The sequence below is a fragment of the Rhodococcus sp. WS1 genome, assembly GCF_003797745.1.
GTDB classification, from domain to species: domain Bacteria; phylum Actinomycetota; class Actinomycetes; order Mycobacteriales; family Mycobacteriaceae; genus Rhodococcus_F; species Rhodococcus_F erythropolis.
The window spans coordinates 2331612-2354553 of record NZ_RKLZ01000001.1 but is presented as its reverse complement, the minus strand read 5'-3'; the positions used below and the strand labels follow the sequence as shown (position 1 = coordinate 2354553).

Annotated in this window: 21 protein-coding genes; 15 read left to right on the top strand and 6 right to left on the bottom strand. The window is 62.6% G+C overall.

Annotated elements, in window-relative coordinates; genetic code table 11:
* Positions 1-8 precede the first annotated feature (8 nt).
* The 11 genes from EEB12_RS10800 to EEB12_RS10750 all read left to right on the top strand — a co-directional run bounded on the left by EEB12_RS10800 (position 9) and on the right by EEB12_RS10750 (position 11636).
* Entirely contained in the window at positions 9-926 is a 918-nt protein-coding gene (locus tag EEB12_RS10800; protein WP_007734334.1) for a 3-oxoacyl-ACP reductase, read from the top strand.
* Positions 927-1428: 502 nt separating this feature from the next.
* Complete coding sequence (locus EEB12_RS10795; protein ID WP_003945687.1) at positions 1429-2193, top strand: MlaE family ABC transporter permease; 765 nt, start codon at positions 1429-1431, stop codon at positions 2191-2193.
* Between the two features lie 64 nt (positions 2194-2257).
* Positions 2258-3109: an MlaE family ABC transporter permease gene (locus tag EEB12_RS10790; RefSeq protein WP_003945759.1), complete on the top strand. Its 852-nt coding sequence runs from the start codon at positions 2258-2260 to the stop codon at positions 3107-3109.
* Between the two features lie 11 nt (positions 3110-3120).
* Entirely contained in the window at positions 3121-4305 is a 1185-nt protein-coding gene (locus EEB12_RS10785) for an MCE family protein (RefSeq protein WP_003945815.1), read from the top strand.
* Entirely contained in the window at positions 4305-5324 is a 1020-nt protein-coding gene (locus tag EEB12_RS10780) for an MCE family protein (RefSeq protein WP_019746999.1), read from the top strand. Before EEB12_RS10785 ends, EEB12_RS10780 begins: the two co-directional genes overlap by 1 nt.
* The gene (locus EEB12_RS10775) at positions 5321-6379 is read left to right on the top strand and encodes an MCE family protein (RefSeq protein WP_003945728.1); all 1059 of its coding nucleotides are present in this window, start codon (positions 5321-5323) and stop codon (positions 6377-6379) included. Before EEB12_RS10780 ends, EEB12_RS10775 begins: the two co-directional genes overlap by 4 nt.
* On the top strand, positions 6376-7680 hold the full coding sequence (locus EEB12_RS10770; RefSeq protein ID WP_019747000.1) for an MCE family protein: 1305 nt from the start codon (positions 6376-6378) through the stop codon (positions 7678-7680). The genes EEB12_RS10775 and EEB12_RS10770 overlap by 4 nt, the downstream gene beginning before the upstream one ends.
* On the top strand, positions 7680-8927 hold the full coding sequence (locus EEB12_RS10765; protein ID WP_020968506.1) for an MCE family protein: 1248 nt from the start codon (positions 7680-7682) through the stop codon (positions 8925-8927). Before EEB12_RS10770 ends, EEB12_RS10765 begins: the two co-directional genes overlap by 1 nt.
* Positions 8924-10318 (top strand): MCE family protein, encoded by a 1395-nt coding sequence (locus EEB12_RS10760; RefSeq protein WP_019747002.1) that lies wholly within the window; start codon positions 8924-8926, stop codon positions 10316-10318. The genes EEB12_RS10765 and EEB12_RS10760 overlap by 4 nt, the downstream gene beginning before the upstream one ends.
* A complete protein-coding gene (locus EEB12_RS10755) occupies positions 10318-11106 on the top strand; it encodes a hypothetical protein (RefSeq protein WP_141487752.1) in 789 nt (262 codons plus the stop codon). The genes EEB12_RS10760 and EEB12_RS10755 overlap by 1 nt, the downstream gene beginning before the upstream one ends.
* A complete protein-coding gene (locus EEB12_RS10750; RefSeq protein ID WP_019747004.1) occupies positions 11103-11636 on the top strand; it encodes a twin-arginine translocation pathway signal in 534 nt (177 codons plus the stop codon). The genes EEB12_RS10755 and EEB12_RS10750 overlap by 4 nt, the downstream gene beginning before the upstream one ends.
* A gap of 65 nt (positions 11637-11701) precedes the next feature.
* Here EEB12_RS10750 and EEB12_RS10745 read toward each other — a convergent pair whose 3' ends face one another.
* Positions 11702-13165, bottom strand: a complete 1464-nt coding sequence (locus EEB12_RS10745; protein WP_020906320.1) for a trehalose-6-phosphate synthase — start codon at positions 13163-13165, stop codon at positions 11702-11704.
* Between the two features lie 103 nt (positions 13166-13268).
* Positions 13269-13442 carry a hypothetical protein gene (locus EEB12_RS30470; RefSeq protein ID WP_020968508.1) on the bottom strand — a complete coding sequence of 58 codons (174 nt, stop codon included), beginning with the start codon at positions 13440-13442 and terminating at the stop codon, positions 13269-13271.
* A gap of 156 nt (positions 13443-13598) precedes the next feature.
* Here EEB12_RS30470 and EEB12_RS10740 point away from each other — a divergent pair, with 156 nt between their 5' ends.
* Positions 13599-15353 (top strand): ABC transporter ATP-binding protein, encoded by a 1755-nt coding sequence (locus tag EEB12_RS10740; protein ID WP_141487751.1) that lies wholly within the window; start codon positions 13599-13601, stop codon positions 15351-15353.
* Positions 15354-15364: 11 nt separating this feature from the next.
* Positions 15365-17152, top strand: coding sequence for an ABC transporter ATP-binding protein (locus EEB12_RS10735; protein WP_410055707.1), 1788 nt, complete (start codon positions 15365-15367; stop codon positions 17150-17152).
* A gap of 44 nt (positions 17153-17196) precedes the next feature.
* Here the strand turns inward: EEB12_RS10735 and EEB12_RS10730 are convergent, their stop codons facing one another.
* Complete coding sequence (locus tag EEB12_RS10730; protein WP_020906323.1) at positions 17197-18132, bottom strand: methionyl-tRNA formyltransferase; 936 nt, start codon at positions 18130-18132, stop codon at positions 17197-17199.
* Between the two features lie 110 nt (positions 18133-18242).
* On the opposite strand from EEB12_RS10730, the gene EEB12_RS10725 reads away from it, so the two are divergent.
* On the top strand, positions 18243-19046 hold the full coding sequence (locus tag EEB12_RS10725; protein ID WP_141487750.1) for an alpha/beta fold hydrolase: 804 nt from the start codon (positions 18243-18245) through the stop codon (positions 19044-19046).
* Between the two features lie 59 nt (positions 19047-19105).
* Here EEB12_RS10725 and EEB12_RS10720 read toward each other — a convergent pair whose 3' ends face one another.
* The 3 genes from EEB12_RS10720 to EEB12_RS10710 all read right to left on the bottom strand — a co-directional run bounded on the left by EEB12_RS10720 (position 19106) and on the right by EEB12_RS10710 (position 22141).
* Complete coding sequence (locus EEB12_RS10720) at positions 19106-19375, bottom strand: metal-sensitive transcriptional regulator (RefSeq protein WP_007734349.1); 270 nt, start codon at positions 19373-19375, stop codon at positions 19106-19108.
* Positions 19376-19465: 90 nt separating this feature from the next.
* On the bottom strand, positions 19466-19876 hold the full coding sequence (locus EEB12_RS10715; RefSeq protein ID WP_141487887.1) for a DUF302 domain-containing protein: 411 nt from the start codon (positions 19874-19876) through the stop codon (positions 19466-19468).
* A 117-nt stretch (positions 19877-19993) separates the two neighbouring features.
* Positions 19994-22141 (bottom strand): MMPL family transporter, encoded by a 2148-nt coding sequence (locus tag EEB12_RS10710; protein ID WP_141487749.1) that lies wholly within the window; start codon positions 22139-22141, stop codon positions 19994-19996.
* Between the two features lie 161 nt (positions 22142-22302).
* Here EEB12_RS10710 and EEB12_RS10705 point away from each other — a divergent pair, with 161 nt between their 5' ends.
* Positions 22303-22887 carry a class I SAM-dependent methyltransferase gene (locus EEB12_RS10705; protein ID WP_097388244.1) on the top strand — a complete coding sequence of 195 codons (585 nt, stop codon included), beginning with the start codon at positions 22303-22305 and terminating at the stop codon, positions 22885-22887.
* Positions 22888-22942: the final 55 nt, after the last annotated feature.

The following is a 22942-nucleotide window of genomic DNA, read 5'->3' as shown; positions in this document are numbered from 1 at the left end:
GCGCTTCGATGAATGCTGTGAACAGCCCAGAAACCAGTCTCGAAGGCAAGGTCGCCATCGTGACCGGTGCCGGATCGGGGCTCGGAAAGTTCGAGGCCATCGGTCTGGCGAAGGCCGGTGCGTCGTTGGTCGTCAACGATCTGGCCCCGAACGAGGCCGTCGAAGCAACGCTCGAGGAGATCCGCGGTCTCGGCGCCAAAGTCGAATTCGTGGCAGGCAACGTCGGTGAGCGTTCTACCGCCGACGCACTGATGGAAGCAGCGCAGGGACAGTTCGGCAGCGTCGACATCGTCGTCAACAATGCCGGCGTCGTACGCGACCGGATGCTGTTCAACATGTCCGACGAAGACTGGGATCTGGTCCTCGAAGTTCATCTTCGCGGCCATTTCCTCCTGTGCCGCAACGCCGCTGCCTACTGGCGAGCGAAATCCAAGGAAGCCGGGGCGCCGGTGTACGGGCGCATCGTCAACACTTCTTCGGAGGCGGGTCTCCTCGGACCGGAAGGGCAGCCCAACTACGGCGCTGCAAAAGCCGGAATCACGGCGCTGACGTTGTCGGCCGCACGTGGGCTCTCGCGCTACGGCGTTCGGGCCAACGCGATCTGCCCGCGGGCACGGACGTCGATGACCGAAGGTGTGTTCGGTGACGCGCCGGCCGACGGCATCGATCCGCTCTCGCCCGAGCATGTGGCATCGCTCGTCTCGTACCTGGCGTCACCGGCGGCCGACGCCGTCAACGGTCAAGTATTCGTGGTGTACGGACCGATGGTTGCGCTGATGGCGGCGCCCGTCGTCGAGCAGCGGTTCGACGCCGAGGGAGATTCCTGGTCGCCGGAAACGCTGTCCGCGGTGATGGGTGACTACTTCGCTGACCGTGACCCGGCAAAGATGTTCTCGGCATCGGCGGCCCTGCGCGCGTTGGGCTGATCGACGGGTCTGATTCTCAGGTGCGCGACACGTAGAACCGTTGTTCACACTTAGACGGTCTACGTGTCCACTTCCTGGTAGAAATAGCGTGTTCACGAGTCGGTGGGCGCGGCACTCTGCCTGCGTTCTACAACGAGACCAACGGTCTCGAAAAAACTAGACTGTGTTCCAATTTTGCATTCCTGTGAACGATGCGATATTCGATCGACGTGCCCGGTCAAGGCTGGCGCGGTAGCAGGGTCTCGATCCGGCGCCGATAAGCGCTGATCATTCAAAAGTATTAATTTCCAGGATATTTCGGCGAAATTCGCACCGAAAAGGGATGCTTCCCATGGCTCGAACCTTCGGGTTTCGGATCGTCGCCGTGAGGCTACTTCTTAGAGTTGGACACTTGTTTTTGACAGGTGAACACGTTCTAGTTAATATGACCTGAGTCACAAGCTGTCGGGGGCTGGACTATGAGAACAGACAGTACTGCGGCAACCAAGGACGAGGAGGGCGAATGGTAGACCTCGTCGAGGTGCCATTACGAGCGGTCGGTGGCTTCTTTCAGATGTCCGCCCAAACCTTGAGGGCAGTCTTCTCCCGCCCCTTCCAGCGTCAAGAGTTCATCGATCAGGCCTGGTTCGTGGCCCGAGTCTCGATGGTGCCGACGGTGCTGGTCGCAATCCCGTTCACGGTGCTGGTCAGCTTCACCATCAACATTCTCTTGCGCGAGATCGGTGCAGCCGACCTCAGCGGTGCCGGAGCTGCGCTCGGTACCGTCACACAGGTCGGCCCCATCGTCACCGTGCTGATCGTCGCCGGCGCCGGCGCAACCGCCATCTGCGCGGACCTCTCGGCCAGAACCATTCGCGAAGAGATCGACGCCATGAAGGTGCTCGGTATCAATCCGATCCACCGGTTGGTCGTTCCCCGGGTGCTCGCGTCGACGGGAGTGGCGCTGCTCCTCAACGGACTGGTCTGCACCATCGGCATCCTCGGCGGTTTCGTCTTCTCCGTGTTCATCCAGGACGTGAATCCCGGCGCCTTCGTCAACGGCATCACACTGCTCACCGGATTCGGTGAGCTCATGCTCTCCATGGTCAAAGCAGGACTGTTCGGCATGATCGCCGGCCTGGTTGCGGCCTACCTCGGACTCAACGTCAAGGGCGGCGCCAAGAGCGTCGGTGACGCGGTCAACCAGACCGTCGTGTTCGCGTTCATGGCGCTCTTCGTCGTCAACGTGCTCATCACGACCATCGGTATCAAGTTGACGGCCGGATGAGGCACACGGCAGTCGGAGAGATCGAAGTGGACAGAACGACGAACGACGGACGGGAGGAGATCTGATGGCGTTGGCCGCAGCGGGACGCTTCCCGCGCACACGTCGACAGATCGGCTCGATCTCTCGCAGTATCGACAGCATCGGTGATCAAGCGCTGTTCTTCGCGAAGGCTCTCGGTCACGCTCCCAAGGCGCTGATGCGCTATCCGCGTGAAACTCTGCGACTGATCGCCGAGATCAGCATGGGCACCGGTGCTCTCGCCGTCATCGGTGGCACCGTCGTGATCGTCGGATTCCTGACGCTGTTCACCGGTGGCACCATCGCCGTTCAGGGCTACAGCTCGCTGGGCAACATCGGTGTCGAAGCACTCACGGGCTTCTTCGCCGCCTTCATCAACGTTCGCATCGCAGCGCCGGTCATCGCCGGAATCGGCCTCGCCGCGACCATCGGCGCCGGCTCCACCGCGCAGCTCGGTGCGATGCGCGTCTCCGAAGAGATCGACGCCCTGGAGACGATGGCGATCCCGTCGATTCCGTATCTGGTCAGCACCCGCGTCATGGCCGGCATGATCGCGATCATCCCGCTGTACTCACTGGCGGTGATCGCGTCGTTCGTCGCCAGCCGCTTTGCGACGGTGTTCCTCTACAACCAGTCCGGCGGCGTGTACGACCACTACTTCACGACCTTCCTGATACCCACGGACATACTGTGGTCGTTCGCCCAGGCGATAGTCATGGCGCTGGCCGTCATGCTCATCCACACCTACTACGGCTTCAACGCAACCGGTGGCCCGGTCGGCGTCGGTGTCGCGGTGGGTAACGCAGTGCGCGCCTCGTTGATCGCGGTCGTCACGGTCACCCTGCTCATCTCACTCGCCATCTACGGCGGGTCCGGCAACTTCAACCTGTCGGGATAGGCGGGCAAGCGATGACCGTACCCAGATGGCACAAGAAGTTGGCCGCAGCCGGCCTGGTCCTCGGACTCGTGGCGATCGTCGCCGTTGCTCTCACCATGTTCTCGGGTGGGTTCACCAAGAGCACGCCCATCACCGTGACGTCCACGCGTGCCGGCCTGGTCATGGAACCGAATGCCAAGGTGAAGCTGCGCGGAGTGCAGGTCGGCCGCGTCGAATCGATCTCCCTCGTCGGCGACCAGGCAAACCTGAAGTTGGCGATGGATCCGGGCCAGATGTCGAAGATTCCGTCGAACGCCCGGGTGGAAATCAAGACCACCACGGTGTTCGGTGCGAAGTACGTCAACATCGTGATTCCCGACGATCCGTCGACCCAGCCGATCCAGGAGGGTGCTGTCATCGCCTCGGACAGCGTCACCGTCGAGTTCAACAGTGTCTTCGAACATCTTTCGGACGTACTCGCGAAGATCGAACCGGAAAAGCTCAACGCCACACTCGGCGCGATCTCCACTGCACTCAACGGGCGCGGCGAGTCGCTGGGTGAGGTTCTCGAGCTCGGTGACACCTATCTGAAGAAGATGAATCCGGTTCTGCCGCAGCTCCAGGAAGACTTGGTCGGCGCCGCCGATGTCACCAACCTGTACGCCGACGTGGCACCGGATCTGATGCGCATCCTCGACAACGCCACCGCGACAAGCGGATCGATCGTGGCGGAGCAGGCAAACCTCGACCTGCTGTTGCTCAACGTCACCGGCCTCGCGGACACCGGCAACGCGTTGTTGACCGACAACGAGCAGAACCTGACCACCGCCCTCGACACTCTGACCGCGACGACGACCCTGCTCGACAAGTACTCGTCGGGTCTGACGTGCTTCATCGTCGGGTTGAACGACGGCCGGATCAAGTTCGAGCCACTGGCAGGCACCGGGGACAAAGCGGCACTGATGCTGAGCGCGAGCTTCATGTACGGCGCCGAGGCGTACCAGAACCCGCAATCTCTCCCCAAGGTCGCGGCCTCCGGTGGACCCAATTGTTATGGTCTGCCCGAATTCGATCCGAAGGTCGACGGGCATGCCCCGTTCGCAGTCACCAACACCGGCAACGTGCCTTTCGTTCCCAACACCGAACTGCGCGTCACCGTGCCGACCATTTTCCAGTATCTCTTCGGTGACTCCTACGAGCAGGAAGACGGGAAGTGATGAGACCGACCACGGTCAAGCTGCTGATTTTCACCGTCGTCATGGCGGTCATCTTCGCCGGACTGGCGATCGTCTTCAGTCAGGTGCGCTTCAGCAGCAGCAACGGATTTCACGCCACCTTCTCGGACGTCTCGGGACTCAAGTCCGGCGACAAGGTACGTATCGCCGGTGTTCCGGTCGGGTCGGTCACCGGAGTGTCCATCGGTGACTCCAACCAGGCCGAGGTCGAGTTCGACGTCGATACCAAGTACTCACTGATGAAGAGCACCAAAGCGACTGTGCGCTACGAGAACCTGGTGGGCGACCGCTACATGGAACTGCTCGAGGGCGCTGGTTCCACCGAGACGCTTTCGTCAGGTGGATCGATTCCAGTCGACCAGACGTCGCCCGCGCTCGATCTGGATCTGCTGCTCGGCGGATTCAAGCCGCTGCTTCGCTCTCTCGACCCCCAGCAGGTCAACGACCTCTCCGGGGCCCTGCTCCAGGTACTCCAAGGCCAGGGTGGAACATTGGTTTCGCTTCTGGGAAACACCAGTTCGTTCACCAGCACGTTGGCGGACCGAGATCAGCTGATCGGGGACGTCATCACCAACCTCAACGACGTACTCGGCACGATCAACGACAAGGGTGATCAGTTCTCCACCACGATCGATCAGCTCCAGCAGTTGGTCAGTGGATTGGCGAAGGACAGTGGCCCGATCGGTAATTCGATCACCGAGATCGCCGGCGCCACCGGAGATCTCGCATCGCTGCTGCAGGCGACACGTCCGGACATCCAGACCCTGATCGGGGAGACCAACCGAACGATGACGCAGCTGGACCTGGGCAAGGACGACATCAATACCGCTCTCGGTCGTCTGCCGTCCGACTACCGGAAGCTGATCCGAGTGGGCACGTACGGAGCGTTCTTCCAGTTCTATCTGTGCGCCAACACTTTCAAGTTCTCCGGACCTGACGGAACGACGATCATCTTGCCCACGGCAGTGCAGGACACGGGAAGGTGCGCAAAAGTCTCATGACCCCTACCCGTGAACGCAATCCGGTACAGATCGGTGTCATCGGTCTCGTCCTGGCGGTGGCAACAGTGGGTGCCGCGCTTCAATACGATCAACTCCAGTTCATCAACGGCGGCATTCGCTACTCGGCGTACTTCCAGGATGCCGGCGGCCTGGTCACAGGCGACGACGTCACCATGGCCGGCGTGAAGGTCGGCAAGGTCAGCGACGTCGAACTCGACGACCAGAAGGTGCTGGTCACCTTCACCGTTCAAGACGGTGTCGCCCTGGGCGAGCAGACCGCGGCCGACATCAAGACCAACACGGTTCTCGGCCGAAAGTCGTTGGCGGTGCGGCCGGAAGGATCCGGACTGCTGCGCACGGACACGCCGATTCCGGTGGAACGCACCAACTCCCCGTACTCGCTCAACGACGCTCTGGGTGACCTCGGTACCACGGTGTCCGAACTCGACACGGAACAGATCAACGATTCGCTCAACGCGATCTCGGACACCCTGGCCGATACTCCGCCAGAACTTCGCACCGCATTGGACGGAATGACGCGGCTTTCGCAGAGCATCAACTCACGCGACGAGAGCCTGCTCCAATTGCTCTCGCGGGCCGAAGATGTCACCAAGATCCTCTCCGACAGAAGCGGTCAGATCGATTCGTTGCTGGTTGACGGAAACAAGCTGTTTGCCGAACTCAGCTTGCGGCGTGACGCGATCAGCGAACTGATCGTCAACACCGGCGCAGTCTCACGTCAACTGTCAGCGCTTGTGCAGGAGAACGAGGCTCAGATGGGGCCGACCCTCGAGAAGCTGAATTCGGTCGCCGAGGTTCTTCAGCAGAACAAGGACAACATCGCCGGGGCGCTCGACGGCCTCGGACCGTACATCACCGCGCTCGGCGAGACCGTGGCCAGCGGCCCGTTCTTCGATGCCTTCATCATCAACATTCTGCCGAGTAACTGGTGGAAGACCTTGGTGGACACCAGCGTCGCGCCCGAGCAGGTTCCGGGCGACCTGGAAGACTTCTTCCCCGGCATTCCACCGACGATCAGGGGGCCGGGAGAATGACCGAGACCATGACTTCACAGGATTCACAGGGCTCCACCAACCCACGCAAGAAGTGGGTGCTGATCGGAGCGGGTGTGCTGGTCGCGCTGCTCGTGGCGGGTGCGGCTTACCTCTTCATCCCTGGCCTGGGCAAGACCAAGATCTCCGCGCACTTCGTCTCGACGACAGGTCTCTACGAGGGCGACGTCGTGCGAGTGCTCGGTGTCAACGTCGGCAAGGTGACGAAGATCGAACCGCGTGATCGGGACACGTACGTCGAGATGAAGATCGACTCGAGCGTCGACGTTCCGGCAGATGCCAAGGCGCTCATCGTTGCTCAAAGCCTCGTGTCCGCACGCTTCGTGCAATTGACCCCCGTGTACTCCGGCGGGGAACAGATGCCCAATGGCGGCGAGATCCCGATCGAGCGCACCGCCGTTCCGGTGGAGTGGGACGAGATCAAGACCGAACTGACCAAACTGTCGGACGCACTCGGACCGGAGGGTCTGGACGATCAGGGTTCCCTCGGCCGATTCATCGACACCGTGGGAACGAACCTCGACGGCAACGGCGAGTCCATTCGGTCGACGTTGCGCGAACTCTCGGCCACGATGCACACGCTGTCCGAAGGCCGGACCGATTTGTTCTCCACCATTCGGAACCTGCAGGCGTTTGTCACTGCGTTGTCCTCGAGTAACGAGCAGATCGTGCAGTTCAGCGGTCACCTCGCTTCGGTGACAAGCGTTCTCGCAAGCAGCTCCGACGAGTTGGGTACCGCCCTCAGCGATCTCGACCTGGCGGTGGGCGACGTTCAGCGGTTCGTCAAGGACAACAGCGAGGGACTGAGCGAATCGGTCGCGCGTCTGGCCGATGCCACCCAGGTACTGACGGACAAGCGCCCGGAGATCGAGCAGGTTCTGCACTCCGGACCGACGTCGCTTGCCAACTTCTATCAGATCTACAAACCGGCTCAGGGCAGCATGACCGGCGCAATCGCACTGAGTAACTTCAAGAATCCGATCCAGTGGATCTGTGGTTCCATCGAAGGCATCGACAGTGGTAACTCCCAGAACAGTGCCGACCTGTGTAAGCAATACCTCGGGCCGGTGCTCAGCACGATGATCGGCAACTACCCCGGATTCCTGTTCAACCCGGTCGCGGGCGTGCAGGCTTTCCCGGATCAGATCGTCTACACCGAACCGGGATTGGAAGCGGCAAGTCAGAATCAGCCGGAAACTGTCGCAGGACCGATGTCAGGTGCTCCCATGACGAGTGTTCCCAAGGATCTCGCCGAACTCTTCAACATGGGCGGAGGGAACTGATGCGGGTAGCTCGCAAGACCACGGTTGCCGTGTTGGCCACGGCAGTGGCACTCGGCGCCAGCGGTTGTGAATGGAACGGTCTCAACTCTGTGCCGATGCCAGGAACTCAGGGCCGGGGCGAAGGCGCATACGAGGTCCAGATCGAGATGCCGAACGTGACTACGCTGTCGCAGAATTCGCCCGTCCGGGTGGATGACGTTGCAGTGGGAAGCGTTTCGAACATCGAGGTTCAGGGCTGGCACGCTCTGGTGACGGTGTCGCTGAATCCCGAGGTTCAGTTGCCTGCCAACGCGACGGCGAAAATCGGCCAGACCAGCTTGCTCGGCTCTCAGCACATCGAGTTGGCGCCGCCGGTTGGAGAAGAGCCCGAGGGCCGACTCGAAGCCGGTGACCTGATTCCGATCGAGCGGGCGGGCGCTTACCCGACGACGGAACAGACGCTGTCGTCGCTGTCCGTTGTTCTCAACGGCGGCGGTCTCGCTCAGGTTCAGGACATCACGAAGGAACTCAACGCGGCTCTCGGTGGGCGTGAAGATTCCGTTCGAGACCTCCTGCCTCAGCTCGATCAGCTGGTCGGAAGTCTGGACAAGCAACGAGGCGACATCGTTTCGGCGATGGAAGGACTCGATCGACTGTCCTCGACCGTCCAGGCACAGCACGACACCTTGAACAAAGCGCTCGAAGGTATTCCGCCGGCACTCGAGGTTCTTGTCGCTCAGCGTCAGGACATCACCAACGCGTTGACCTCCCTCGGTGGTCTCAGCGAGGTGGCGAGCCGTGTCATCCAGGAGAGCGGCGACGATTTCGCGACCAACGTTCGGGCTCTTTCGCCGACTCTGAAGGCCTTGGCGGATTCGGGTAACGCTCTCACTCAAGTTCTCGGAGTCCTCTTGACGTTCCCGTTCCCACAGAACGGAATCGACAACGTCATCCGCGGTGACTACGCCAACCTGGCGATGACCATCGACATCTCGCTGCCCCGACTCGACGCGAACTTCCTGACGGGAACTCCGTTGGCCGGAACGCTCTCCGGACCAGAAGGTGTGTTGGGTAAGCAGGCGGGGCTCGCCGGACAGACAGGCAACCCGTTGAGCGACCCGCTCAAGCCTGCCGCACCGCCGGCACAAGCTCCCGCCGGACAGGCTCCCGCTGCGCAGGCCCCGGCAGCGGATCCGAATACCATTCAGATTCCGGGACTTCCGCCGATCAACATTCCAGGACTTCCTCAGGGGGCACCGGCACCATGATGCTCACAAAGTTCGTCCGTATCCAGCTCACCATCTTCGCCGTCTTGACGGTCGTCGGTTTGATCGTGATGGCCACTCAGTACGTGCGTGTTCCGGCGATGGTCGGTATCGGCCGTTACGACGTCACTGTCGAATTGCCCGCCACCGGCGGGCTGTACAAGAACTCGAACGTCACCTACCGCGGTCAGACCATCGGTGTCGTGAACGCGGTGGAGCTCTCGGAGACGGGTGTGAATGCGCGACTGTCTCTCGAGAGTGGCGTCAAGGTTCCGTCGGACGTCGATGCTGCGGTCAAGAGTGTGTCGGCGATCGGCGAGCAGTTCGTCGACCTGATTCCGCACACCGACAGCTCCGGAGCGATCGTGGTCGACGGGCATCTGGAAAACGGATCGGTGATTCCCGAAGACCGAACCAGCATTCCGCAGGATGTCGGCGCGATGCTCGATCAGGCAGATCTGTTGCTGCAGAGCATTTCCGACACCAAGCTCAAGACCGTCATCGACGAATCCTTCAAGGCGTTCAACGGTGCCGGCCCGGATCTGCAGAAGCTGATCGACTCGGCTCGGCTGTTCGTCGAGGAGGCGAACAACAACTCCGACGCGACCAAGACGCTGATCGAGCAGGCCGGTCCACTCCTGGACACTCAGGTGGTCAGCAGCGACGCCATCCGTTCCTGGACAAGCAATCTGGTGACGTTCACCGACCAGCTCCGAGCCAGCGACCCTGATCTGCGTGCCGTCATCCAGAAGGGTCCGGCCGCAGCGGCGGAGGCGAATGCTCTTCTGCAAGACATGCAGCCGACATTGCCGATTCTTCTGGCGAACCTCGTGTCCGTCGGACAGGTCGGCGTGATCTACAACAACGCGATCGAGCAGATTCTGGTCATCTACCCGCCGCTGGCCGCAGCGCTGGTCACGGTGGCAGGCTCCGGCCCGGCTGCGGATGGTGCACTGGTGGACTTCCACATGGAGGTCAACGACCCGCCGCCGTGCACTACAGGATTCCTGCCCGCAGAGCAGTGGCGCAGTCCGAAGGACGAATCACCGATCGAGACGCCGTCGGATCTCTTCTGCCAGGTTGCCCAGGATTCGCCGATCGCCGTGCGCGGCGCGAGAAACCTTCCCTGCGAGGAGTATCCGGGACGTCGTGCGCCGACGGTCGAACAGTGCCGTTCCGGCTACGTACCGATGGGCACGAACCCGCAATCCGGGCCTCCGGAACCGATTACCGCGACCCCGAGCTCGTACACGTCGACGCCTTCGGTCTCGGCTCGTCGGTACGATCCGATTACAGGCACGTACATCGGGCCGGACGGAAGGACGTACTCGCAACCGAACCTCGGTGGCGGCGACGTCAGTCTCGAACAGTTCATGAAGGGTCAGCAGGGTTGATGACAGACGAAGATCCACAGGCCGGGCAGCGGGTGCGCCGTCGCGCGTCCCGCAGCGCCGGACCCACGGGTGCGGATGCAGACGCTGCCGCGGTAGTAGTGCCCACCGAAAAGAAGTCGGCCGAACAGAAGTCGGCTGAGCAGAAGTCGGCTGAGCAGAAGGTGGCGGCGCCAGTTGCTTTGGGCAAGCCCGATACTCCACCTGAGAAGGTCGTCAGCGGCGATCAGGTCGCGACCAAGGCTGAGCCGACTGGCACCGCCGAAACCCCCGCAGAAACTGCTGTGGACACCCCTGTTCGTTCGAAGCCCAAGGCCGGGCTGGTAGTCGGGATCGCCGTTGCTTCGGTGATCGCTGTTGCTCTTGCGGCCTTGACGGTGTTTCTTCTCGTCGACCGGAACAAGGCGTCCAATGCCGACGAGGACCGAGCCCGCTACGTGGCCGGTGCCCGGACCACCGCACTGAATCTGACGACACTGCACGCGGATACAGCGGCTGCCGACCTCGACAAGTTCCTCGCCGGCACCACCGACGAGTTCAAGTCGCAGTTCGACGGACGCAAGGATTCGTTTGTCAACGTCCTCGGGCAGGCCGGAGTTCAGACCGACGGCGAGGTACTCGAAGCCGGGTTCGAGAAGTCCGACGGCGATTGCGGGACTTCATTGGTCGCCGTGCGTGCGATGCAGAAGAACGGCGACGAAGCGCCCGCTGAACGCAACTACCGACTCCGAATCACCATGTGCGACGTCGACGGGCAGTTGCTTGCCTCGAATGTGGAGTTTGTGCCATGACCCCAGAAGTAATCCCCGAGACGTCCAAGCCCAAGCGCGTCTCACCGCTCGCCATCGTTCTGTGCGTCATCAGTGCAGTGGCCATCGCGTTGGCGGCAGTGTCGGCCTATCTCTACTTCGGTCCGGGTGGAACGCGTGACATTGCGGCGATCGATCAGACCAGAGACGAAGTGGCACAGGCCTCTTCCGATCAGGCGGTTGCGATGTTCCAGTACGACTACAACAACGTCGACCAGCAGTTGCACGCGGCCACAGACGGTTTGACGGGCGATTTCCAGGGCACGTTCACCAACCTGATCGAATCGGTGATCATTCCGGGAGCCAAGGAAAAGTCGCTGACCGTTCAGGTAGTCGTCCAGGGCGCCGCGGTTCTCGACGCCGAGGCAGACAGTGCGACGACGATGCTGTTCCTCAATCAGATCACTACGTCTTCGGAATCACCCGAAGCCGTCGCCAGTGGTAGTCGCGTCAAGATGAGTCTGGAGAAGCAGGACGGGCGTTGGCTCGTGAACAACGTCCAACCCTTCTGATTATCTGAAACAGGCTGGGGCCGCGGAGATTCACTCTCCGCGGCCCCAGCCTTTGTGCACTGTCCTCAGTGGTCTTGTGCTTCGGCCGGGGCGATCAGCGCCGGACCTGCGGCACCGCCGTGCGCGAGCGCGTCGAGGAACGAGCGTGCCCAGCGGTCGACGTCGTGGGTCAGGACCTGACGACGTAGCGCACGCATGTGGCGTCGGCCGTCCTCTCGCGGTTGATTGAGGGCCTTCTCCATCGAATCCTTGACGTCGTCGAGGTCGTGGGGATTGCACAGGAAAGCCTGACGGAGTTCTGCTGCAGCGCCGGTGAATTCGCTGAGCAGCAATGCGCCGCCCAGATCACTGCGGCAGGCGACGTACTCCTTGGCGACCAGGTTCATACCGTCACGCAGCGGTGTGACCAGCATGAGGTCGGCAGCGACGAAGAACGCGACCAGTTCGTCGCGGGGGATCGGCCGATGGATGTAGTGGACGACGGGGCGACCGACTTCGCTGAACTCGCCGTTGATCCGGGAGACCTTCTGCTCGATGTCTCCGCGCATCTGTACGTAGCTTTCGACACGTTCGCGGCTCGGGGTCGCCAACTGCACCATGACCGTGTCGGCGGGATCGATGCGCTTCTCCATGAGAAGTTCGTGGAGTGCGGCGAGCCTGACGTCGATGCCCTTGGTGTAGTCGAGGCGGTCCACGCCCAGCATGATGTGCTTGGGGTTTCCGAGTTCTTTGCGAATCTGCTTGGCGCGGTCTCGAATTGCCTTGGTGCGTGATAGCTCGTCGAGCTTGCCGGAGTCGATGGAGATGGGGAATGCACCGACGCGGACGCTACGGAAACCTACTTGCACCACACCGAGTTTGGAGCGGACTCCGACGGTTCCGCGTGAAGTCTGCTGTCCGGCAAGGCGTCTGGCCAGGTAGAGGAAGTTCTGTGCGCCACCCGGAAGGTGGAAGCCGATGAGGTCGGCGCCGAGGAGGCCTTCGACGATCTCGGTGCGCCACGGCATCTGCATGAACAGCTCGACCGGGGGAAACGGAATGTGCAGGAAGAATCCGATGGTGAGGTCGGGGCGCAGCATCCGCAGCATCTTCGGTACCAACTGCAGCTGGTAGTCCTGGATCCAGACGGTTGCGCCCTGAGCCGCTGCCTTGGAAGTGGCTTCGGCGAACCGCCGATTCACCTCGACGTAGGCGTTCCACCATTCGCGGTGGTACTCGGGTTTGACGATGACGTCGTGATAGAGCGGCCAGAGGGTGGCGTTGGAGAACCCCTCGTAGTACTCGTTGATCTCCTCGGCGCTCAGCGGCACGGGGTAGAGCTCGAGTCCGTCTTCGACGATGGGGTCGAGATCGGCGTCCGGCACGCCCGCCCAGCCCACCCACGCGCCCTGATTGCTGCGCAGAATCGGCTCGAGAGCGGTGACCAGTCCACCGGGGCTCCGCTTCCAGCGGGTGGTGCCGTCGGGAAGCCGTTCCAAGTCGACGGGCAGGCGGTTCGCTACGACGACGAACTCAGCCTGCCCGGACACGGTGTCACCGGTCGAAGAAGCAAGTGCGCTGTCAGAAAGGGTTGAACTGGTCGAATCCGGACTGACAGGCACGTGGTTCCTTCTCGGTCGGTGAGGGAAAGATTCAGTCGAGCTTGGCGGCGGGAGAGATACCGAGCATCGAGAGCAGCATCCTGCACTCGTCGGCATCCTCCGCGTATGCAGCGACAACGTGCTGCGCCATGCGCGCTGTTTCCTCGGCGACGGTCTCGATTTCCTCGTCCGCGATCTCGGTTTCGACGGTCGTGTTCTCAGCCATCATGTTCCTCTCGTGCTTGCCTGCACGGCGCAAGCAATGTTTCTTACTCGCGACTCTATGAGAACTGGGCGTGTCGACGCTAGTTGCTCATGTATTAGGGTCGACTTACTTATCTCTGTACTCAACTTTATCGCTTCCATCGATGCTTGGAGTTCCATGAGTTCGACCCCCTCGAGTGTGACCGTCGACTCGGACGAGCCCGATAGTGGCAATCACAGCGGTGCTGCGATTTTGCGACGCGTCCTCGTCCGCAACCGTCGCCCGCTCGCTATCGGCACGGTTCTGGTCTGTCTGCACCAACTGACCGAGACGGCGGTGCCGATCTCCATCGGTGTGATCATCGACCGTGCCGTGGAGACTTCGGACACCACGGCCCTGATCGTCTCCATCGTCGGTCTCGCGGCTCTGTTTCTCGTTCTGACGGCCGCGTGGCGCTTCGGTGCACGCTTCATCGTCACCGCGATGCAGCAGGAGGCTCACCGCCTCCGGCTCGAGGTGGCGCACCGCGTCCTCGATCCGCGTGGGGTGCGAACCGATCTGCGTTCAGGTGAACTGCTGACTGTTTCGACATCGGACGCCGAGCAGACTTCGTGGATCGCGGACATCGTCCCGCGCGCGGCTGCGGCCCTGACGGCTGCGGTCGCGTCGGCCGCGGCTTTGGTGTGGATCGACCTCTGGCTGGGATTGGCCGTTCTGATCGGAACGCCGGTCATTCTCGGTCTGCTGCAATTGGCGGCGCCGCTCATCACGTCGAGGGCCACCGGTCAGCAGGCGTCGATCGCGCGGGCGTCGGCGATGGCTACGGATCTGGTCAGCGGATTGCGTCCACTGCGCGGTATCGGTGGTGAGAAGACCGCGTCGGCTCGCTATCGCACAGTCAGCCGTCAGGCGCTCGCGTCGACGATCGGCACGGCCAAGGCGACCGGTATCTACACCGGCGTTGCCGCGACCGTCAGTGCGTTGCTCGCGGTCGGTGTTGCGGGCTTCGCCGGGTACTTCGCGTTGCAGGGCCGGATCACGGTCGGTGAACTGATCACCGTGGTGGGGCTTGCGCAGTTCATCATCGAACCGCTCGGATTGCTTGCGTCCATTCCCGGATACTTCGCGGTGGCGCGGGCGTCGTCGGATCGACTCGCATTGGTCTTGGACGCAGAGCCACTGCGGGGCGCGGGGTCGCAGACCGAACTCGAAGGCACCGACCTGACCCTCGACGGCGTCGAGTACAAGTCGCTCAAGGGCATCGACCTGCACCTGCCTGCCGGAGAACTGCTGGGCGTCGTGGCTTACCAGCCGCAGGACGCCGACGCTCTTGTCGCGGTCCTGTCCGGTCAGCTGGCGCAGGACGCGTATCGCGGAGTGGTGAGGGTTGGCGGAATCAGCCTGTCCGACATGGACTTGCGATTGGCGCGTCGGACGGTGTTGGTGGAGCCGCACATCACCGATCTGTTCTCCGGGTCCCTCGCCTCGAACGTCACTGCGGGCGCCGGTGACGCCGCTGCTCTAGACATTCAGAGCGCTCTGGCAGCGTCGGCAGCGGCGGATGTCGTCGACGCACATCCGGACGGTCTCGACCTCGAAGTGACCGATCGAGGCGCCAGTTTGTCGGGAGGTCAGCGACAACGCGTCGCCCTCGCGCGCGCCTTGGTGGCACAGGCACCCGTGATGGTCCTGCACGATCCGACTACGGCAGTGGACGCGGTGACCGAGGCGTCGATCGCCGAAGGAATCGCAGAACTGCGGCACGAGGGTGCCGGTGGCATCCACACGACGGTATTGATCACCAGCAGCCCCGCCTTGTTGGCTGTGACGGATCGAGTGATCGTCTTGAACGACGGAGTGATTGCCTCGATCGGCACACATTCCGAACTCTCTCGCGGCGACGCGAACTACCGAGGAGCGGTGCTGCGGTGACGGCCACGGACATGACAACCGATATGCCGGCCGGGGAGAACGCCGAGAAGGTGACCGAGCGCGAACTGTTGCCGATCGCGAGTGGTCGCCAGACCTGGAAGTGGTTGCGAGCAGCGCTGGCCGAACACCGGATGCAGAGCCTGTTGGTCCTGATCGTCGCGGCTTCGGCGTCGGCGATGGCCTTGGTGCCGATTTACGTATTCGGTGTCCTGGTCGACCGGGTCCGGGACAACGCGCCCACGTCGACGATCGTCGGGGTGGTCGTGATCATCGCCGCCGCCGCAATCGTGGGCGGTGTGTTCACCGGTGTGGCCGCCTATCTGATCAAGCGACTCGGCGAGACGATTCTGGCGGACCTGCGCGAGCGAACCGTGGACCGGGCACTGCGCCTGCCGATCCAGACCGTCGAGAAGGTCGGCAAGGGCGATCTGCTCTCACGAGTCGGCGACGACGTGTCGGTGATCGCCAAGGCCGTGTCCGACGTGGTTCCCGGCATGATCGCAGCAGTTCTGCTCGTGGCTCTGAGCATGGTGACCATGCTGGGACTCGACTGGCGCCTCGGCCTCGCCGGAATGGTCGCGCTGCCGATGTACGCGCTGGCGCTCAAGTGGTACCTGCCACGATCGGCTCCCATTTACGCTGCCGAGCGGGTAGCGATGGGCGCTCGTTCACAAGCGCTCATCAGCAGCCTCCAGGGTGCCAAGACGGTCCGCGCGTACAGCCTCGAGAAGGAACACCTCGGTCAGATAGATACGGCGTCGGCAAAAGCGCGTGATCTGGCCGTCGGCGTGTTCGGCCTGTTCACGAGGTTCGCCGGTCGCGGTAACCGCGCCGAATTCGTGGGCTTGTCCATGATTCTCGTCGTCGGATTCCTGCTGGTCCGTGAGGACGTCGTGACAGTAGGCCAGACGACGACTGCTGCTCTGCTGTTCCATCGCCTGTTCAACCCGATCGGCTCGCTGCTCTACACCTTCGACGAAGTGCAGTCGGCCGGCGCCAGCCTCGCGCGACTGGTCGGCGTCGTCGAGATCGAGGAAACGGAGCCTTCGACGGATGCAGGTTCCGTTCCGGCCGACGGTTCGCTGCGTCTGGACGACATTCGGCACAGCTACGACGGCGGCCATGAGGTTCTCCACGGAGTGAGCCTCACCTTGCGAGCGGGGGAGCGCGTGGCGCTCGTCGGTTCGACCGGAGCCGGAAAAACGACGCTTGCGGCGATCGCTGCCGGTTCGATCACTCCGACGTCGGGGCGGGTGTCGATCGGTGGTGTCCCGCTTGCCGACCTCGACGACCTACGACGCCACATCGCGATCGTGAGTCAGGAGGTCCATGTTTTTGCCGGGCCCCTGATCGAGGATCTGAGGTTGGCCGCGCCTGAATCCTCGGACGAGGACGTAGCCGCGGCACTGCGGACGGTCGGCGCGTACGAGTGGGTGGAGGCTCTCGACGAGGGAATGCTGACCGTCGTCGGCGAAGGCGGGCACGAGATGACGGCGGCACAGGCGCAGCAGTTGGCTTTGGCGCGACTGGTGTTGGCCGACCCGGCCGTCGCGGTACTGGACGAAGCAACAGCGGAGGCGGGCAGCGCCGGAGCACGGGAACTGGAAGCGACTGCCGAAGCCGCTACGGAGGGCCGCACCACTCTGGTTGTTGCACACCGGCTTACACAGGCTGCGGGCGCCGACCGAGTGATCGTGCTCGAACACGGACAGATCGTAGAAGAAGGCCCGCACCGCGAACTGGTGTCCGCGGGCGGGCGTTACGCACAACTGTGGGCGGCCTGGGAAGGTCGCGACTGAGGGGTTTGTACTGGGGTTTGTACTGAGGGGGTCTGATCAGACGATCAGGTTAGGTACCCGCCGCCGTGGGGGAAGAACTCGGCGGCGGTGTACTCGCTGCCGTCGTCGAGTCGGACGCGCTCGATCCGCAGCCCCTTGTTCTTGCCCGACCATGCGTCGGGGCCCGCGACGATCACCATGCCGTCGTCTTCCTGGATGAACACGCGGCCGGGGGTTCCTCCGTAGTGCCCGCGTGAGACGGACGCCTTCAGGATGCGGATGCGCCGGCCCTTGAACTCCGCGAAAGCGTTGGGGTACGGATCGGACTGTGCCCGGACGAAACGCTCGATGACCTCGGCCGGCCAGGACCAGTCGACGTGGCTGTCCTGCGGTGCACGCTTGTGGAAGAACGTGGCCTGCGATCGGTCCTGCGGCGTCCAGTCGGTCCGCCCGGACGCGATCAGATCCAGGGCGTCGAGTGTGATGGGGCCGATCATGTCGATCGTGCGGTGGAACAGATCGGTGACGGTGTCGGTCGGGCCGACCGTCGTCGATCGCTGCAGCACGATGTCGCCCGCATCGAGTTCCTCGTCCATCAGGTGCGCCGTGAGGCCGACTTCTTCTTCGCCGTTGATCAGAGCCCAGATGAGCGGGGAGAATCCCGTGTACTTGGGCAGCAGCGAATCGTGGATGTTGAGGGTGCCGTACTTGGGTGCGTCGAAGACCTCCGCAGGCAGCCAGGTACGCCAGTTGTTGGCGACGATGATGTCGGGAGCTGCTTCGGCCAGCGCGGCTTTGAAGGCGTCGTCAGGCTTGTTCGCCACGTGAACGGGTACACCGTTCTCGGCCGCCAGATCTGCAACCGAGTCCGCCCACATCTGTTCGTAGACGTGCTCACTCTTCGGGTGTGTGATTGCCAGCACGACCTCGTGATCGGAGTCGATCAAGGCCTGCAGGGTACGGTGGCCCCAGGTTTGGTATCCGAGCGTAGCGACTCTCAACGGGGGTCCTCCTGGACGAGCATGGGCTGGGGTTGCGGTCACACGACCGCCCATCAGCTTAGGCTATCCAACCAAAATTGTTGATCACACGTACGAGGAGGAAGGCTGACATGACGGTCGCCACAATCAACGGAATCCCCATCAATTACCAGGTCAAGGGTGATGGAGATCTGGTGGTGCTCATCATGGGGACCGGCAGCCCCGGCCGCGTCTGGGATCTGCACCAGACCCCGGCGCTGGTGGCCGCCGGCTACCGAGTCTGCACCTTCGACAACCGCGGAATCGCACCGTCCGGCGAGAGCCTCGGCGGCATCACGATGCCCGACATGGTTGCGGACACCGCCGGACTGATCGAACACCTCGGTGGCGGCCCCGCCCATGTCATCGGAACCTCGATGGGCGCCCGGGTGGCGCAGGAACTGACGCTCGCCAGGCCCGATCTGGTTCGCAAAGCAGTGTTCCTCGCCGGCCACGCCCGGATGGATCATTTCCAGCAGGTCCTGACCGAGGGTGAGCGCCAGTTGTTCGACAGTGGCGTCGCTCTGCCGGCCAAATACCGTGCCGCAGTGACCGCGGTGATGAACCTTTCGCCGGCCACGCTGGCAGACGATCACTCCGCGCGCGACTGGATGGATATCTTCGAGTTCACCGGCGGCGCAACGTCACCGGGTGTTCGCGCACAGCTCGGTATGGACCGCGCCTTCGATCGACGGGGTGCGTACAAGTCGATCATGCGCCCCTGCCTGTCCGTCGCTTTCGCCGACGACCGCATGATCCCGCCCTACCTCTCCCGCGAGGTGGCGGACTGCATCGCGACGGCGTCGTTCGAAGAGATTCCCAACGCCGGACACTACGGGTACCTCGAGCGTCCGGAGGCCGTGAACAAGGTGCTGATCGACTTCCTGGCGAAGTAGTTTTCCGCATGCGAGAAAGGGCCTGACCTGCTGACTGCAGGTCAGGCCCTTCTCATATTTCAGGCCAGTGCCAGGAACAGCTTCTCGAGTTCGGCCTCGGTCATCGGTTCCTGACCTTCCGCGCTGTCACCGCTCAGGCATTCACGCAGCCCGGAAGCGACGATCTTGAACCCTGCTCGGTCCAGCGCCTTCGACACGGCTGCAAGCTGCGTGACGACGTCCTTGCAGTCGCGGCCGTTCTCGATCATCGAGATGACCCCGGCAAGTTGGCCGTGAGCACGCCGCAGTCTGTTCAGTACGAGCGCAATGCTCTCTTCGTCGCCGGTCATGGTGGCCCCTTCTCGAGTGTTCGTGCTGCGACCGAGGGTACCCCTGGGGGCATGTCACTGCTTGATCCAGTGTTTGATCCGGCTGCGGTGTCAGATCAACGAGTCGACGGCTGCCCGCAACTTGACGGCGGCGTCGGCCGCCACGGACTCCAGGCCTGGTTCGCCGGAAACCTGAACCATGAGAGCGGGATTCATCGCTTCGACGAAGAACGAATTCTCGGTAGTCGTATCTTCGCGGACGACAACGTTGCACGGCAGCAGGAGGCCGATCTGACGATCCACCGAAACTGCCCGATGGGCCAACGGCGGGTTACAGGCACCCAGGATCAGGTACTTTTCCATGTCCTCGTCCAGCTTCGCCTTGAGTGTTGCCTGCATGTCGATCTCGGTCAGGATGCCGAAGCCCTGCTCGGCGAGAGCAGCACGAGTTCGGGTGACGACGTCGTCGAAAGCTCCGGTGACCTTGGTTGCGATCGCTATCGGTTCTGTGGGTGTTGTCATTGCCCGCTCCTTGTCGTCGGCTTCGGTGCCATTGGCTTCGATGTCGTTGGCTTCGATTTCTCTTGTCTCCATTATACCCCTGGGGGTATCAAGAAGACAGTGATGTCGGGTACACGGTCAGTCATGCGAGAAGCTGATGTTCGGCAGGACGCGTCGTAACCATGCCGGCGCCCACCAGGCTGCCCGGCCGCTGAGGCGCAGGAGAACGGGCAGCAGCACCAAGCGGACGAGCACTGCGTCCAGGAGGACAGCTACACCGAGAATGATGCCCATTTCCTTGGGTGGCAAGGGATCTGCGAGCGCAAAAGTGAAGAAGACCGCAACCATCACCGCTGCTGCCGCCGCAATGACCCGACCCGAATGTGCGAGGCCGTCGATGTGTGCGGTCTCGGGGTCACCTGTGCGTTCGTAGTGCTCCTTGGCGCTCGAGAGCAGGAACACGGTGTAGTCCATCGCGATGGCAAAGATCATGGCGAAGAAGAAGACCGGACCCCACCCGTTGAGAAACCCCTGGGGATCGAAGCCGAGCAGGCCTGCTCCGTGGCCGTCCTGGAAAATCAACTTCGCGATTCCGAATGCGGCCCCAGTGGACAGCAGGCTGACCAGCGTGCCGATCAAGGCGATCAAAGGTGCCTGGAGGGCGATCAGCAGCAACAGGAATCCGAGCGTCAGAATCACGACCACCACGAAGGGAAGGTAGTCGTCGAGCGCCTTCTGAAGGTCGAGATTTTCAGCCGGAGCGCCGCCGACGAGCGCCGATTCCGGCAGTTGCGACCGAAGGTCGGCAAGGATGGTTTCCATCGCAGGATCTGACGGGTCGACGGTGGGAACTGCTTGCAGCATAACCAGATCGGATCCGTCGGCCGCTTGTTGCGTCGGGGTGATCATTGCGACGCCATCCACGCTCATGGCAAGACGCGAGGTGTCGGCTGCATCGTCGGCGGACGTGACGATCTGCAGCATTCCGGGTGCCCCGTCACCGAACTGCTGCTGCACCAATTCGTATCCCTGTCGAACCGGGGCGTCCTCGGGAACCACGGCGATGGAGGGCATTGCAACCTTCAGTCCGAAGACCGGAACGACGAGGGCGATAAGGACGATCACGGCGCCGATGCCGAAAGGCCACGGGTGCTTGTGCAGCAGTGATGCCCAAGCTGCGAACATCGGGGAGCGGTGCTGCTGGCGCTTTGCATACGGTAGTGAACCGCCGTTGACCTTGGCGCCGATCCGGCCGAGCACGGCAGGTAGCAGGGTGAGTGTTGCGGCGAGAACGAAGATCACAGCGAGCATGATTCCGACAGCCATCGTGCGTACGGCCGGGGCTGGAACGATGAGCACCGCAGACAAACTGACCAGAACTGTGAGGCCGGAGAGGACAACAGCTTTGCCGGCGGTGTCCATCGTTTGAGCCACGGCGGCCCGCGGATCCGGATCGGTTCGCAGTGCTTCCCGGAACCTGGCGACGAGGAAGAGTGCGTAGTCGATGCCGAGTGCGAGAGCGAACATCATCGCGAAGTTCATGGCCCACACGGAAATCGGCGTGATCTCGTTGAGGATCACAAGCCCGCCCGCCGAGGCGACCAGACCTGCGAGTGTCAGAAGCAGTGGGAGTCCTGCGGCAACCAGGGAGCCGAAGGCCAACACCATGATCGCGAGAGTGACGGGCCACGAAATCATTTCGGCCTTGATCATCGCTTCGTGATTGGCCTTGTTGAAATCGCTCCACAAAGCCGACGCGCCGGTGGGGTACACCTCGATGGTGTCCGTGGACAATGCAGTGAGTTCCTTGCCGAGTTCGTCTACCGCACTGACCATCTCGTCGGTACTTGCGTTGGCGCCCGCGATCATGATGCCGGTATGTCCGTCCGGGCTGATGGTCATGCCGGCCTGCGGGGCGACCACTTCGCCGAAACGAGGGTCCGCGGAGAAGATTTCCGTTGCCGCCGCCAGCGTTTGCTGCATCGACGGATCGGTGATGGGCACAGAATCCGAGTGAACGACCACCTGCACTGCAGCGGAGGAGTTTCCACCGAAATGCTGCTCGGCCAACTCGCGAACCTGCACTGATTCGGATCCGTTTGCCTGCCAACCTGCGCCGGCCAGGGAGGTGAAGACGCTGGGTGCTGCGGCGCCGAGTGCGACCAACGCGATCAACCAGACGCCGATGACGAGGCGGGTGTGCGCCCCCATCGATCGACCGAGGCGCGCGAGTATGCCGTCGGATTGGGCGGGTGGGTCCGCGGTGACTGTTCTGGTCGCTGACATCTTCGCTCCTGATACGGGTGGGGGTATTCCTGACCGTCACCTGTATACCCCCAGGGGTATGTATCTGTCACGTTTGAGGGTTCTCTATGCTGCTCGTTGCACCGTCTGATCGGAGACAGTGGAACGCACCGCGGTGAAACGAACCACGAGGAGCAGTGATCATGGACGCACACGACTGGGACGAGCGATACCGAGCGGTGACGGAGCCGTGGGGAATCGACCCGGCGGGAACCGTCGCAACACGAATTGCCGGCCTGAAGCCGGGCACTGCGATCGATCTGGCCTGCGGCGACGGCCGTCACGCGCGGTGGATGGCCGGGCAAGGGTGGTCGGTGACTGCCGTCGACTACTCGTCGGTGGCGATCGATCTGGCACGGGCGAGTGACTTGGACAAGGCTGTCGACTGGCAGATCGGCGACGCGACTACGTGGCAACCGGAAGGGGTAGTTGACCTGGTGTTGGTCAGCTTTCTTCACCTCGAGGTCGACGAGCTGGCCGACACGCTCAAACGCGTCGGGGAGTGGCTGACGCCAGGCGGGCGCGTCCTCTATTTGGGGCATTCGATCGAGAACTTCCACCGTGGTGTGGGCGGCCCACCCGAACCGACCATTCTGCCCGGTATTTCCGATCTCGCTCGCGCCGCGGAGGGATCGAGGGTCTACGCCCTCGAACATGTCGTTCGGCCGCAGGACGGTAAGACGGCAATCGACGTTTTGCTCGAATTCGGTCCGTGGGAACAGGTCTGACCAGGGCGGGAGCGCACCTTCACGTTCCTGGGTAGCCTACCCTAAACTTGCGAGG

Coding starts and splice junctions, on each gene's coding strand:
- EEB12_RS10755 (WP_141487752.1), top strand. CDS start 10,318: ATGACAGACGAAGATCCACAGGCCGGGCAGCGGGTGCGCCGTCGCGCG.
- EEB12_RS10770 (WP_019747000.1), top strand. CDS start 6,376: ATGACCGAGACCATGACTTCACAGGATTCACAGGGCTCCACCAACCCA.
- EEB12_RS10800 (WP_007734334.1), top strand. CDS start 9: ATGAATGCTGTGAACAGCCCAGAAACCAGTCTCGAAGGCAAGGTCGCC.
- EEB12_RS10710 (WP_141487749.1), bottom strand. CDS start 22,141: ATGTCAGCGACCAGAACAGTCACCGCGGACCCACCCGCCCAATCCGAC.
- EEB12_RS10705 (WP_097388244.1), top strand. CDS start 22,303: ATGGACGCACACGACTGGGACGAGCGATACCGAGCGGTGACGGAGCCG.
- EEB12_RS10725 (WP_141487750.1), top strand. CDS start 18,243: ATGACGGTCGCCACAATCAACGGAATCCCCATCAATTACCAGGTCAAG.
- EEB12_RS10760 (WP_019747002.1), top strand. CDS start 8,924: ATGATGCTCACAAAGTTCGTCCGTATCCAGCTCACCATCTTCGCCGTC.
- EEB12_RS10715 (WP_141487887.1), bottom strand. CDS start 19,876: ATGACAACACCCACAGAACCGATAGCGATCGCAACCAAGGTCACCGGA.
- EEB12_RS10740 (WP_141487751.1), top strand. CDS start 13,599: ATGAGTTCGACCCCCTCGAGTGTGACCGTCGACTCGGACGAGCCCGAT.
- EEB12_RS10785 (WP_003945815.1), top strand. CDS start 3,121: ATGACCGTACCCAGATGGCACAAGAAGTTGGCCGCAGCCGGCCTGGTC.
- EEB12_RS10795 (WP_003945687.1), top strand. CDS start 1,429: ATGGTAGACCTCGTCGAGGTGCCATTACGAGCGGTCGGTGGCTTCTTT.
- EEB12_RS30470 (WP_020968508.1), bottom strand. CDS start 13,442: ATGGCTGAGAACACGACCGTCGAAACCGAGATCGCGGACGAGGAAATC.
- EEB12_RS10735 (WP_410055707.1), top strand. CDS start 15,365: ATGACAACCGATATGCCGGCCGGGGAGAACGCCGAGAAGGTGACCGAG.
- EEB12_RS10720 (WP_007734349.1), bottom strand. CDS start 19,375: ATGACCGGCGACGAAGAGAGCATTGCGCTCGTACTGAACAGACTGCGG.
- EEB12_RS10750 (WP_019747004.1), top strand. CDS start 11,103: ATGACCCCAGAAGTAATCCCCGAGACGTCCAAGCCCAAGCGCGTCTCA.
- EEB12_RS10790 (WP_003945759.1), top strand. CDS start 2,258: ATGGCGTTGGCCGCAGCGGGACGCTTCCCGCGCACACGTCGACAGATC.
- EEB12_RS10775 (WP_003945728.1), top strand. CDS start 5,321: ATGACCCCTACCCGTGAACGCAATCCGGTACAGATCGGTGTCATCGGT.
- EEB12_RS10780 (WP_019746999.1), top strand. CDS start 4,305: ATGAGACCGACCACGGTCAAGCTGCTGATTTTCACCGTCGTCATGGCG.
- EEB12_RS10765 (WP_020968506.1), top strand. CDS start 7,680: ATGCGGGTAGCTCGCAAGACCACGGTTGCCGTGTTGGCCACGGCAGTG.